This window comes from Winogradskyella sp. 4-2091 (genome assembly GCF_045765065.1).
Classification (GTDB): Bacteria; Bacteroidota; Bacteroidia; order Flavobacteriales; family Flavobacteriaceae; genus Winogradskyella.
On sequence record NZ_JBJKOD010000002.1, the window covers coordinates 440,558 to 453,382 of the forward strand.

A 12,825-nucleotide genomic window follows, 5' to 3' on the forward strand; every position below is an offset into this window, starting at 1 on the left:
TTTGACTCAAGAATATAAGCAATATAATTTATTGCTTTATAAATTCAAGTAATTTTTTTACCATAAATGGGCTTCCACAATAAAATGGTGCTCGCTCATGTATTTCTGTAGGAATAATATCTAATGTACCTTGCTTACCGTCAGTTGCAATACCATTAGCTTGTTCCGTTAAAAATGCTATTGGGTTACATTCATAAAGCAACCTTAGTTTTCCATCTGCATTAACAGTACTATTAGGATAAAGGTATATTCCACCTTTTATCATATTTCTATGAAAATCTGACACTAAAGAGCCTATATAACGTTGTGAATAAGGTCTATCTTCTTCAACTTCTTGACAGTATTTTATATATCGTTTTACCGATTCTGGAAAATGACTATAATTCCCTTCATTAACAGAATAAATAGATCCTTTTTCTGGAAAATTCATATTAGGGTGTGATAAATAGAAAGACCCAATTGCTGGATTAAGCGTAAATCCATTAACACCATCACCAGTGGTATAAACCAACATGGTAGAAGTACCATAAACAATATAACCTGCCGCCACTTGCTTTCTGCCAGGTTGCAAAAAATCTTTTTCTTCTACAGGTGTACCTTGCGGTGTGATTCTTCTATAGATGGAAAAAATAGTACCAACAGAAACATTAACATCTATATTAGACGAGCCATCCAAAGGATCCATAAGAACCACATATTTACCATTAGATGCTTTATCACGACCTTCAATAGTAATAAATTCGTCATTTTCTTCTGACACAATGCCGCAAACAATATTTCTATTCTTTAAGGATTGAATAAATGTATTGTTAGCGAATACATCTAATTTTTGTTGTTGTTCTCCTTGAACATTCATATCGCCAGAATCTCCAAACAAATCTACTAAACCAGCTTTATTTACCTCATGATTAACAACTTTAGCAGCTAAACGTAAGGCATTTAATAGACTTGATAATTCTCCACTGGAAAAAGGAAAAGAAGATTGGTTTTTTATAATAAACTCTCCTAATGTTGTTTTCTGATGACTCATAGTAGTTGATTTAGATATATGATTTCATCATTAAAGCAGCACCTAAAGCACTTTCATTTTTACAATCAGAAATTTTTATTTGGATATCAGGGTTCAACAGCTCTAGAAACTTAATAAATATAAGGTTTTTATTAAATCCACCTGAAATATAAACATCTTTAATAACTGTATTTTCATCAGAAATTAAATTAATACCTTGAATTACTTTTTTGCTCATTTCAAAAATTATTTGATAGTAAGCGGCTTCATAATTGTCGTAATTTGTCAATAAATATGGATGTGCTTCAAAATCAGTATCAATTCCTTCAGATAAAAATACTCGTGCATCTGTATCTCTGATTTCATTGCATAAAACTTCATTTAATTCTAAGTGTAAATGCGTATCAATATCAACTTTAAAATAGGTGCTTAACGCATCAATATACACCTCGTGAATTTTTCCAAGAAACTGCATGGACGATTTTATTTGCTGTTTCTGAGGGGTCATAAAACACAAACAGTTGTTCTTTAATTGATGTTGCGTTAAATTTTCTTTGCTAAAAGGATTCATTGCTATAATCCAAGTACCTGTTGACAATAGAATAAATTCATTGTTTTTTTCAGTTTCCAATATCGGAATTATTGAAGAAGAACTATCGTGCAATCCGGTTCCGATAGCAATTTCTCGTCCATTAAAAGTAGCTACAATTGCTTCTTTACCATTTTGTGGTGTGGGTAAATTTAAATTGTAATCTGACACCCACTTATGGTATTGCATAGTATCAAAATCCCAAGTCGCGGTATGCGCTCCTACAGAGGTAAAATCGGCAGTTATTTTTTTTGTAAAAAGGTAGCTTAAGTATTGTGGATAATGCAGAATTGAAACGACTTGGCTCCAAAACTCAGGTTTTTCTTTTTGTAATTTTAAAATTTGAAGTCCAGTGTTTAACATGCCATAAGCAGGCGATGCTGTTCGTCTAGAAAATTCTTCCTGACCTCCATATTGGTCATAAAACTCATGATATTCATCTAAGTTTAGTGGCTTCAAATAGTTGTATAATGGTGTTATTCTATTGCCTTTTTCATCTAAATAAATAAGACTTGCTCCATGGGTTGAAAAGTTGATGGCCTTAATATTATATTCCTCTTCTGATTGTATTCTTTTTATTTCATTTTGAATCCATTTTTCAATCGATTCTATATCATCGCAAGGATCTGCATCTTCATCCGTAATTTCATCAAATCGTGTTGAATTGCTATAAACGACATCCAACGTTTCATTAAATAAAAGAATTTTTTTATTGGTTTTTCCTATATCAATTACAGCAATTACATTCACCATCTCAATTCAAATTTTATAAAAAAAGGTGTTTGACTTTCATATGGTCAAACACCCTTTTTTAGTTATTCTATTTAGTTTTTAAATCCGTATAACGGACCATAATTTTCACATGCTCTATAATCAGCTCCTTCTATGTTTTCGCCAAAAGCAGACCATGCACTTGGTCTAAACACGTCGTCTTCACTAACGTTATGCATATTTACTGGAATACGTAACATCGCAGCTAATGAAATTAAATCAGCTCCAATATGTCCGTGAGAAATCGCTCCGTGATTCGCTCCCCATTTCGCCATTACAGTATAGACATCTTTAAAGCAACCTGATCCTGTTGTTCTTGGTACAAACCATGTTGTAGGCCAAGTTGGATTCGTTCTCTCATCTAATACTTCATGAACATCTTCAGGTAATTCTACACTCCAACCTTCTACTATTTGTAAAACTGGTCCAATCCCTTTTACCAAGTTTAATCTACACATTGTCATTGGTAACTCTCCAATTGTTTTAAATTGTGAAGAGAATCCTCCACCTCTAAAATATTCAGCAATTGCGGCTGGCCATTTGGTATTATCTAAACATTTTTGAACCTCTTCTTCTGTAATATCCCAGAATGGTTTCATGGTTGGATTACCATCAGCATCGGTTTGTTGTGCTGTAGCATCTAAGGTTGTAGAACCAGAATTGATTAAGTGGATAATTCCGTTTTCTGCAATTCCTGTTAGTTTTTTACCTGTTACACGCTCTACAGATTCTGGACTCCAATACGTACGAACGTCTGAGAATAATTGTGCTTTATTAGTTAATAAATGTCCAAACAACATAGAAATTGCGTTTAAACAATCATTTTCTGTAGCGAAAGTGTACGCTTGTCGAATACCATTCCAGTCAAAAGACGAGTTTAAAATAGACTCTGTGAAATCGGCATTCGGTTGGTAATCGGTCCACTGACGTTGCCCTTGGAAACCTCCCATTATGGCATTTCTACCTTTAGATTCTTCACCGAAGCCCATGTCTTTCAACTTTGGGTTTCCGTTCATTAAATCTTTACAGATTAAAGTCATTTTAACAACTTTTTCCCATTCAGCATCTTTTACTTCCGCTGATTTTTGAGCTTCAGGACTGTTATAATCTTTGCCTTCTTTACAGTTTTCTTTGGTCCAAGCTAATGCTTTTTCATATTCGTCGTGATCGTATATACCTTCATCAATACGTCTTAATAACTCTACAGACTCCACAAATTCTGCTCGCACACCTAAGTAATCTTGTAAAAAGTTAACATCTACCATAGAACCTGCTATTCCCATAGAGCTGTATCCTATTGATAAATAAGACTTACCATTCATTTGTGCAACGGCTAAACCTCCTTTTACAAAACGTAATATTTTTTCAGATACATCTTGAGGAATGGTTTGGTCGCCTCCATCTTGAACTTCTTTACCATAAATTCCAAAAGCCGGTAATCCTTTTTGAGAATAGCCTGCTAATGCTGCCGCTAAATATACAGCACCAGGTCGTTCCGTTCCGTTAAAACCCCAAACGGCTTTAGGTGTTAAGGGGTCAGTGTCCATTACTTCAGTTCCATAACACCAACATGGCGTTACTGTTAAAGACACTTCAACACCTTCTCTTTTAAATTTATCTGCACAAGCTGCCGCATCTGCAACACCACCAATCGTAGTATCAGCAATAACAACTTCTACTTTCTCTCCACTTGGAAAACGTAAATTATCTTCTATTAATTTCGCCGCAGCTTTAGCCATGTCCATCGTTTGAACTTCTAAAGACTCTCTTACGCCTAATTCACGTCCGTCAATCACAGGACGAATGCCTACTTTTGGTAATCTACCTATTAATCTACTCATGATTTATATTGTTTTTTATTCTATGTGAATTGTTCTAACTCTGTTAATTGCTCATTTGAAAGTCCAGCTGGTTTAAAACCTGCCGCCCAACACATCATTAACATTTTAGCGCCTTTGTTTGCTACATCTAAAAAGTCCCATGCTTGCATTACATCTGGAGCTGTTGCGGTTGCACCATGCTTTTCCCATAAAGACACGTTTCTAGTTTTAAATGCTTCCATAGTTACTTCTGCCAATGCAGCTGTACTAGACAAAGCATATGGAGTACAATGAATTCCTTTAGGTACAAAAACCTTAACTTCTGGACACATTGCCCATATTTGTCTGTTTAATTCTTCTTCATCGTCAAACAATTCATGATGACTCATACATATTAATTCTAAAGGATGTGTATGCACAACCGCTAAATTTTCTGGATGATGAATAGAATTAAAAAGGTGAATGCTTGAGTGCGAAATCAATTCACATGTTGGACCAAAGTTTTCTCGTTTCCCTCCCCAAATAATAGAATAAGCAGTAGCATCTTCATTGATGTAAAGAATACAAGAGGCCTCTTCAAGCTTATTTACTAAATCTCTCAAATAGCAACCTGTACCTGTAATATAGATTACAAATCCTGCTGCGCCTTTTGGAAATTCAAATGGTACTTCTGTTCCAATACCTTGCACTTCTTCTTTAGAAAAGTATGAGGTTAAGTTCATAGAAATATTACCTGCATTACGCTCAGCCCACTCACGTTGCCATAAATAACCTGCAACTTCGGATACTTTTTTTAATTCTGCTTCTACTTGTGCTGGAAGTTTTATCGTTTTCATTTGTATATGTTTTTTGCTTTTTATTTGTCAAATGGTATATCCATATTAATCATAGCATCTCGTTCTGCACTTTGGTTATGAATGGCTTATATTATTTTAACTAAAATTATTGTAACAAAAATAGAGGCACTATACTCCTTATTAAATATTCAAAATCTGTATTTTTGTATCTAATTCAAACATTGACACTGCATGAAGTTTGTAAAAAACATTGAATTAGGTGACCCTTCTGCAAATCATCAAAACTTTATTGATCTGAAATTAAAGATGTTATGTTGTAGATATTGGTTGTTAGATTTATGGGATTGTCATGAAATGGTTTTTCCGTTTTGGAGGCTATATTGGAATAAAAACACAGGCGGCCAATTAATTCACCAGGAAGTTGTTTATGAAATGGATCCAAATCATATCTATATTATTCCTCCATTTACATCTTTTTCATCGCGCTATACAAAAAATCACAGCTATAATGAAGGCATTCATGTTTCCGGAAAACAATTAAATATTAAACACAATGAAGCTGAGTTAGAGAATATGTTTCTCATCCATTTTTTTGCGCACTTCAATTTAGGTGTTCCTTTTGACAGTGTCTATCCTGGCATTTTAAAAATTGAATTAACAGATTATCTAAAGGATCGGTTACATTATTTAACCAATCGCTTAAAGATTGAAAATAAAAACTTTAAACTTACCTTTAATTTAAAATTACAAGCTTTTATTAAGGAAGCACTTACTAATATTGGACCTGAATTGTGGAAAACTATTAATATAGACGAGCGAGTCTTAAAAGTTATTCGCTATATAGAGGTTAACCTTGATAAAAAGTTGAGTAATACCGAAATGTCATCACTTGTAAATATGGCTCCAAATTCGTTTGCTCGATTGTTTAAAGAAGAAATGAATGTTACTTTGCATCAATTTGTTCAGAATAGAAAAATCGCAAAATCTTGCGAATTATTTGAACATACAAATAAGTCTATTGAAAATGTAGCATTTAACTTAGGCTTTTCAGATCGCTATCATTTTTCCCGTGTTTTTAAATCCGTTACAGGATTAACACCTGCATCTTATAAATCTGGGAAATACACCTAAAATTTCTTTATTAAGCATTCTTAAACTTAAGTTTAGTTAGGACTGTTTTAATGCTATGAAGATTTTGAGCAAGTAATTGACGGATTTGAGAAACGTTATTCATTCTATTTATTCATCCTTTGTAGAGACCAATTATTTCGGTCTTAGGTTCTCATATTTCTATGACAATATAAAATTTTTCATTACAAAATATTGTTGAATACTTAAAACAGAAATCTTTCAATGTTTAAATTATACATATTATTGATTAATATGGATAAATTCTAAAAACACATTGTTATATAAGTTTGTTAACCACATTGACCTATAAGAATTCACTACTTTGTTTAATTCTAACAAAATATTTGAATTTATTATACATATCACAACATAAACTAAACGTAAACACTCATGAAAGAATTTAATCAATTTATAAACGGAAAGTTTGTAAAGTCTACTTCTTCAGAAGTAACAAAAGTACTTAACCCTTGTACAGAAGAAGTATTGTCAGAGATACCACATGGATCAGTTGAAGATGCCAACAAAGCATTAGATGCAGCAAAAGAATCACAACATGCTTGGAAATCTCTAACAGCTATTGAGCGCGCTGGTTATTTAAATAAAATGGCTAATGTCATTCGTGAAAATCGTGTGTTTTTAGCAGAGACTTTAGCAGCAGAACAAGCTAAAGTAATGGGATTAGCACAAGTAGAAATTGATGTTACAGCCGATTATTTTGATTATTATGCAGGTTTTGCGAGACGAATAGAAGGAGAAATTATTCAGAGTGACCGTAAAAAGGAACACATCTTTTTACACAAAGCACCAATTGGAGTTGCCGTTGGTATCTTACCATGGAACTTTCCATTCTTTGTAATGGCAAGAAAAGTTGCAGCATCATTAATAACAGGAAATACTTGTGTTATTAAACCGAGTTGTATAGCGCCAAATACAATTATGGAGTGGGTAGATTTAATTCAAAAAATCGATTTACCTGCAGGAGTATTAAACTTTGTGTGTGGTTCTGGACCAGTTGTTGGTAACGCATTGTCTAAAAGTCCAATTACGGGTATTATTAGTTTAACTGGTAGTGTTTTTGCAGGCCAGAAAGTAATGGAAGCCGCTTCTGAAAATATTACTAAAGTATCCTTAGAATTAGGAGGTAAAGCACCTGCAATTGTATGTGCCGATGCCAATTTAGAATTAGCAGTTAATGCTGTTGTTGGCTCAAGAATTATATATAGCGGACAAGTTTGTAATTGTGCAGAACGTGTGTATGTTGAAGAATCTATCCACGATCAATTTTTAGATATGGTTACTGCTAAAATGAAAGCTATAAAGGTTGAAGATGCTTTTTCTGATAACAATCCTGATATGAGCGCCATGGTTTCTAAAATGCAACTAGATAAGGTAGCTGAAATGGTAGATTTTGCTAAAAAAGAAGGAGCAGAAGTGTTACTTGGTGGAAATAAATCGACTCAGTTTGACAAAGGCTATTTTTACCAACCTACGTTGTTAACTAACGTAAGACAAGACATGCAAATTATTCAAGATGAAGTTTTCGGTCCTGTTTTACCTGTAATGAAATTTAGCACTTTAGATGAAGCTATTGCATTAGCAAATGATTCTGAATATGGATTAACATCATCAATTTTTTCAGAAAACTTCAATAAAGTAATGCATGCTGCAGAAGAATTGCAATATGGAGAAACTTATATAAATAGAGAACATTTTGAAGCAATTCAAGGGTTCCACGCAGGATGGAAGAAATCTGGAATTGGTGGTGCTGATGGAAAACATGGTATGGAAGAATACCTTCAAACTAAAGTGATTTATGCTCAATACAGATAGAAATTAATAGCAGATTATACTAGCATCGTTCATTTTTAGATTTTAACTTGAATGGTGCTTTTTTTCACTGAAACAAAAAACCTAGCTAAATGACAAATTCAACAAAAATACCAGTAGTATCTAAAGAGGTTATTGTGCCATTTGTACTCATCACTTCTTTATTTGCACTTTGGGGTTTTGCCAATGATATTACCAATCCTATGGTCGCCGCGTTTGGAACCGTAATGGAAATTTCAACCGCCAAAGCGGCATTAGTGCAATTGGCATTTTATGGTGGTTATGCTACAATGGCCATTCCTGCTGCTCTTTTTGTTAGAAAATATAGCTATAAAAAAGGAATTCTATTAGGTTTAACACTTTATGCTGTGGGAGCTCTTTTATTTTTCCCAGCCGCCAAATTTGAGGTTTTTGGATTCTTCTTAGGGTCTTTGTACATTTTAACATTTGGATTGGCTTTTTTAGAAACTACAGCCAACCCTTTTATACTTTCTATGGGTGATGAACGTACAGCAACCCAACGTTTAAACTTAGCCCAAGCTTTTAATCCTATCGGTTCTTTATTTGGGATGTTTGTAGCATCGAAATTTATACTTGTCGCTTTAGATTCTGATAAACGAAATGAAGCTGGTGAACTTATTTTTAATACACTAGATGAAGCGCAAAAAGCCCTAATTAGAACCCACGATTTAGAAATTATTAGAAACCCATATGTTATTCTTGGTTTTGTGGTTATCGCAATGTTAGTTGTTATTTCTATTACTAAAATGCCTAAAAGAACTGTTAGCGCAAACCCTACAAGTGCTGCATCATCATTTAAAAGATTATTTAAAAACGGAAAATATAAGGAAGGCGTTTTAGCCCAATTATTTTATGTAGCTGCTCAGATTATGTGTTGGACATTTATTATTCAATACGCAGGAAATCTTGGGATACCAAAAGCAGAAGCTCAAAATTACAATATTGTAGCCATGGCTATATTTTTATGTAGTAGATTTATAAGTACTTTCCTAATGAAGTATGTCAATTCTAGAAAACTACTCATGATTTTTGCGCTATGTGCTATGGCAACCATGTCTGGAGTTATCTTAATTGAAGGTATTGTAGGTCTGTATTTATTAGTGGCCACTTCAGCATTTATGTCATTAATGTTTCCAACCATTTACGGTATTGCATTAGACGGTTTAAGAGCAGACGACACTGCGATTGGTGCAGCTGGTTTAGTTATGGCAATTGTTGGAGGCGCTTTAATGCCAATTTTACAAGGATTAATGATAGATACTGATCAAATTGGACCATTATCTGGTGTTAATTTTTCTTTTATTTTGCCTTTTATATGTTTTTGCTTTATAGCAATTTATGGTTATCGAACTTTAAAGATTTATAAATAGGAAAGCGCAATTAAAACTTTAGAAATTTTAAAATGGAAATAAAAATAAATCCCAAATATCCTTCAGTAACAGATTTAAGAAAAAGAGCGATGGTTAAAATGCCAAAATTCGCTTTTGAATACTTAGATGGTGGATGTAATGAAGATATAAATTTAGATAAAAATCGTACTGATCTTCAGAAAATTGAATTGATGCCACAATATTTATCAAAATTTGACAAATCTAATTTAAAAACAGAATTGTTTGGGCACACTTACGACGCTCCTTTTGGAATTGCTCCTGTTGGTTTACAGGGTTTAATGTGGCCAAATTCACCAGAAATTTTGGCAAAATCAGCTTTCAGTCATAACATTCCTTTTATACTAAGTACAGTAACCACATCTAGTATTGAACGTGTTGCAGAATTAACCGAAGGAAAATCTTGGTTTCAACTTTATCATCCTGCTGAAGAAAAAGTAAAGAGAGATTTATTAGATAGGGCGGCGCATGCAGGAACTGATGTTTTAGTCATTCTAGCAGATGTACCAACATTTGGTTACAGACCTAGAGATGTTAGAAATGGCTTAGCCATGCCACCATCTATGAGTCTAAAAAATATTATTGAAGTTTTTAGAAAACCAGATTGGGCTATTCAAACTTTAATACACGGACAACCCGCTTTTAAAACGATGGAAAAATATATGCCTAAAGGACTAAGTTTAAAAAAATTAGGTGAATTTATGGATGTTACTTTTTCTGGTCGTTTAAATGAAGACAGAATAGCGTCTATAAGAGATCAATGGAAAGGGAAATTAGTTATTAAAGGTATTGTAAATGAAATAGATGCTCAAAAAGCGATTAATTTAGGTGTCGATGGATTAATTGTATCTAATCATGGTGGGAGACAATTAGATGCTGGTCAATCTTCAATTGTACCCATGACACATTTGGCAAAAAAATTTAAGAATGAGATAAAAATCATGGTAGACTCTGGTTTACGTGGTGGTCCAGATATTGCAAGAGCAATGGCAAATGGAGCAGAATTTACATTTATGGGACGTAGTTTTATGTATGGTGTTGGAGCATTAGGAAAAGAAGGAGGAAACCATACTATTTCTTTAATGAAACGCGAATTTCAACAAGTTATGGAGCAACTATGCTGTGAACGTGTTGAGGATTTACCAAAACATATAGTAATTAAATAATCTTAAAATAATAATTGTCATTAACATACAATTATTCCTAGAAGAAAAGCCGCTGTAGGGAGCGGCTTTTTTTTATTTAATATCCTTAAAGTAAACTTTTAAATAATGGTTTAAGGTTTACTTCATTAAGAATCTACTCAATATAAAATGATTTAAAAGCTCCGCGGTTTTAGACTTCAGGTAAAAACCTCTTATTCAATAATTTAAAATTATTCATTGTTTGTTTGAAATAAAAAAAGCCTCACATTTCTGTAAGGCTTCATTTAAAAAGTGGTCCCACTTGTATTGACATTTTTAGAGCAATAGAGCGTGTTATTTACTCATATAGCATGATTGCGTCAAAATTATTAACCAAAAAAAGTAATATTAAGGATTATTTATGTAGAAAGGTTTGAGCATCAATCATAAAACTATCCCAAAACACTACTCAATTTAAACATCGGTAAATACATAGCAATCAAAATAACACCAACTAAAATACCAACAATCAAAATAATAAATGGTTCTAAAACTGTAGATAGTAATTTAGACTTTTGCTGTACTTGAGTATTATATTGTGTATTTAAACGTTCAAAAATAAACTCGTTTTGATTGGTTTCTTCAGCAACTTTAACTAATGCTATCATTTTATCTTCAAATAGTTTATGTTGACTCAAACTTTTACTTAATGAATGGCCTTGTAAAATACTTTGCTCAACAGCCTCTAAAGCATTCTGTAAAGGGTAAAAGTCTATCATTTGTTTTACCAATTGAATACTATTGATTACTGGTACCTTAGAAGCCGTCAATAAGGCTATGGCTTGGGTGAATTGAGATAAGTAAACAGTCTTTACAAAATCACCAATAAATGGAATCTTTAGAATCATATTATCTTTCAGTTTTTTAAACCCTTTTTTCTTGTTGAAAAATGTTCTAGTAATGATAAGACCTATTATTATAGTTACTAGCAACCATCCATAAGATTTAATGAATTCAGAAGTGCTAATAATAAATTCTGTGATTGCAGGAAGTTCTACTTTTTGCTGTTCAAAAATATCTTGAAACATTGGCACAACGTAATAGAGCATAAAAGCCACAACTAAAGTGGCCGTTGTTAATATGATACTTGGATACGTTAATGCACTAACTAAGTTTCGTCTTTGCTCATTTTTTCTGGCAAAGAATGCTCCCAACTGTTCTGTCACTAATTGAAGTGTACCTGTCTCCTCTCCAATTTTTAAAGAATAATATTCATACTCTGTGAATTGTTTCTTTTGCCTTACAGCTTCGGATAAGCTTAATCCTGAAATAATATCTTTAGATATTTCTCTAAGTAATTGTTTATTTAGTTTCTTTTTTTGTGAATTTTCAACAAGCTCTAAGGCATTTTTTAATGTAATACCTGCTTTAATCAATACACCAAGTTCTGTATAAAAATCTTCTTTTATTTTATTAGAAAATGTACTTCCAAAAAATGTAATTTCTTTCTGCAAAAAAGATGATGAAACTTCTCTCTCTTCTAACTTTTTTACAGCTTTAGTAATATTATCTAATTGAAATGCCATTAATCCATATAATTTGAAGCATCATTCTTTTTATATATGAATAGCACTTGATTTTGATAATCCCTTGAAGTCACTAATTTAATAGCATCCATTTTACCATTTAATACTTTTTCTCCATCAATTAAAAACAACTTGTTTTGTAACTGAATATTGAAAGTATCCGTTTCTTTAATAATCATATTGTCATAAAACTGATAGCTAACTGAATCTATAGGTGATGAAAAATTAATCTCATTTTCTAGTCCATTATAACTTACCTTAGAATATCGGTTAAAATCTAAATTTAATACTGCTTCCAACTTGTTTAACTCAGTAGTCTTTTTGAAATTATGCTGGATACTATGCATATGCCTTTGGACTAAGTTTAAAACAGAAAACGCCATTCCAACTACAATACTCGTTAAAATAAGTACTATAATCATTTCGCTTAACGTAAATGCCTTTATTTTCTTATTCAGTTTCAATAATTTCTTTTAAAATGATTTTTGACGTATTTCTATTTGTAGCTTCAAATTCAACAATTAAAATGTTGTTTTCTTTATAATTAACAACAAGTATTTGCCATTCCTTAAAATCTTCATTATAAGGAATTTCAAGTTTATCATTTTCATATAAATATTGTAATTCCGAGAGATGTGATTCTATATCTCTGGTATTGTTTTTAATGGAATTAGAAAAGAGATTGTTCAATATCAAACTCGAAATCATAAATATGATGACTATCAATACTGTGGCTACCAAAGTCTCCATTAAAGTAGATGC

General features: G+C 32.5%; 11 protein-coding genes and 1 pseudogene. 4 read left to right on the forward strand and 8 right to left on the reverse strand.

The features are described from left to right. Window positions 1-28: 28 nt before the first annotated feature. From fbp to rhaD, 4 genes are all read right to left on the reverse strand, one after another. A complete protein-coding gene (gene fbp, locus ACJBCC_RS04185; RefSeq protein ID WP_407556470.1) occupies window positions 29-1,030 on the reverse strand; it encodes a class 1 fructose-bisphosphatase in 1,002 nt (333 codons plus the stop codon). 10 nt (window positions 1,031-1,040) lie between these two features. Next, window positions 1,041-2,351: an FGGY family carbohydrate kinase gene (locus ACJBCC_RS04190; protein WP_407556471.1), complete on the reverse strand. Its 1,311-nt coding sequence runs from the start codon at window positions 2,349-2,351 to the stop codon at window positions 1,041-1,043. A 71-nt stretch (window positions 2,352-2,422) separates the two neighbouring features. Then, a complete protein-coding gene (locus ACJBCC_RS04195; protein WP_407556472.1) occupies window positions 2,423-4,210 on the reverse strand; it encodes an L-fucose isomerase in 1,788 nt (595 codons plus the stop codon). Window positions 4,211-4,230: 20 nt separating this feature from the next. Next, the gene (rhaD, locus tag ACJBCC_RS04200; protein ID WP_299098226.1) at window positions 4,231-5,025 is read right to left on the reverse strand and encodes a rhamnulose-1-phosphate aldolase; all 795 of its coding nucleotides are present in this window, start codon (window positions 5,023-5,025) and stop codon (window positions 4,231-4,233) included. Window positions 5,026-5,217: 192 nt separating this feature from the next. Between rhaD and ACJBCC_RS04205 the strand changes: the two genes are divergently transcribed. From ACJBCC_RS04205 to ACJBCC_RS04220, 4 genes are all read left to right on the forward strand, one after another. After that, entirely contained in the window at window positions 5,218-6,117 is a 900-nt protein-coding gene (locus ACJBCC_RS04205) for a helix-turn-helix domain-containing protein (RefSeq protein WP_407556473.1), read from the forward strand. Window positions 6,118-6,507: 390 nt separating this feature from the next. Then, window positions 6,508-7,947: an aldehyde dehydrogenase gene (gene aldA, locus ACJBCC_RS04210; protein ID WP_407556474.1), complete on the forward strand. Its 1,440-nt coding sequence runs from the start codon at window positions 6,508-6,510 to the stop codon at window positions 7,945-7,947. An 89-nt stretch (window positions 7,948-8,036) separates the two neighbouring features. After that, window positions 8,037-9,335: an L-fucose:H+ symporter permease gene (gene fucP / locus ACJBCC_RS04215; RefSeq protein ID WP_407556475.1), complete on the forward strand. Its 1,299-nt coding sequence runs from the start codon at window positions 8,037-8,039 to the stop codon at window positions 9,333-9,335. 32 nt (window positions 9,336-9,367) lie between these two features. After that, a complete protein-coding gene (locus ACJBCC_RS04220; RefSeq protein WP_299098222.1) occupies window positions 9,368-10,519 on the forward strand; it encodes an alpha-hydroxy acid oxidase in 1,152 nt (383 codons plus the stop codon). A gap of 410 nt (window positions 10,520-10,929) precedes the next feature. On the opposite strand, the gene ACJBCC_RS04225 is transcribed toward ACJBCC_RS04220, so the two are convergent. The 4 genes and pseudogenes from ACJBCC_RS04225 to ACJBCC_RS04240 form a co-directional block, all read right to left on the reverse strand. Beyond that, a complete protein-coding gene (locus tag ACJBCC_RS04225) occupies window positions 10,930-12,063 on the reverse strand; it encodes a type II secretion system F family protein (protein ID WP_407556476.1) in 1,134 nt (377 codons plus the stop codon). Then, on the reverse strand, window positions 12,063-12,362 hold the full coding sequence (locus tag ACJBCC_RS04230; protein ID WP_407556528.1) for a hypothetical protein: 300 nt from the start codon (window positions 12,360-12,362) through the stop codon (window positions 12,063-12,065). Before ACJBCC_RS04230 ends, ACJBCC_RS04225 begins: the two co-directional genes overlap by 1 nt. An 87-nt stretch (window positions 12,363-12,449) precedes the next feature. Beyond that, window positions 12,450-12,527: pseudogene (locus tag ACJBCC_RS04235) on the reverse strand (prepilin-type N-terminal cleavage/methylation domain-containing protein); the annotation flags it as partial. Then, window positions 12,514-12,813, reverse strand: a complete 300-nt coding sequence (locus ACJBCC_RS04240; RefSeq protein ID WP_407556477.1) for a hypothetical protein — start codon at window positions 12,811-12,813, stop codon at window positions 12,514-12,516. The pseudogene ACJBCC_RS04235 and the gene ACJBCC_RS04240, both read right to left, overlap by 14 nt. Window positions 12,814-12,825 lie beyond the last annotated feature (12 nt).

Bases quoted from the DNA above. Each gene is read 5' to 3' on its own strand.
- fbp (WP_407556470.1), bottom strand. From the start codon at position 1,030: ATGAGTCATCAGAAAACAACATTAGGAGAGTTTATTATAAAAAACCAA.
- ACJBCC_RS04190 (WP_407556471.1), bottom strand. From the start codon at position 2,351: ATGGTGAATGTAATTGCTGTAATTGATATAGGAAAAACCAATAAAAAA.
- ACJBCC_RS04195 (WP_407556472.1), bottom strand. From the start codon at position 4,210: ATGAGTAGATTAATAGGTAGATTACCAAAAGTAGGCATTCGTCCTGTG.
- rhaD (WP_299098226.1), bottom strand. From the start codon at position 5,025: ATGAAAACGATAAAACTTCCAGCACAAGTAGAAGCAGAATTAAAAAAA.
- ACJBCC_RS04205 (WP_407556473.1), top strand. From the start codon at position 5,218: ATGAAGTTTGTAAAAAACATTGAATTAGGTGACCCTTCTGCAAATCAT.
- aldA (WP_407556474.1), top strand. From the start codon at position 6,508: ATGAAAGAATTTAATCAATTTATAAACGGAAAGTTTGTAAAGTCTACT.
- fucP (WP_407556475.1), top strand. From the start codon at position 8,037: ATGACAAATTCAACAAAAATACCAGTAGTATCTAAAGAGGTTATTGTG.
- ACJBCC_RS04220 (WP_299098222.1), top strand. From the start codon at position 9,368: ATGGAAATAAAAATAAATCCCAAATATCCTTCAGTAACAGATTTAAGA.
- ACJBCC_RS04225 (WP_407556476.1), bottom strand. From the start codon at position 12,063: ATGGCATTTCAATTAGATAATATTACTAAAGCTGTAAAAAAGTTAGAA.
- ACJBCC_RS04240 (WP_407556477.1), bottom strand. From the start codon at position 12,813: ATGGAGACTTTGGTAGCCACAGTATTGATAGTCATCATATTTATGATT.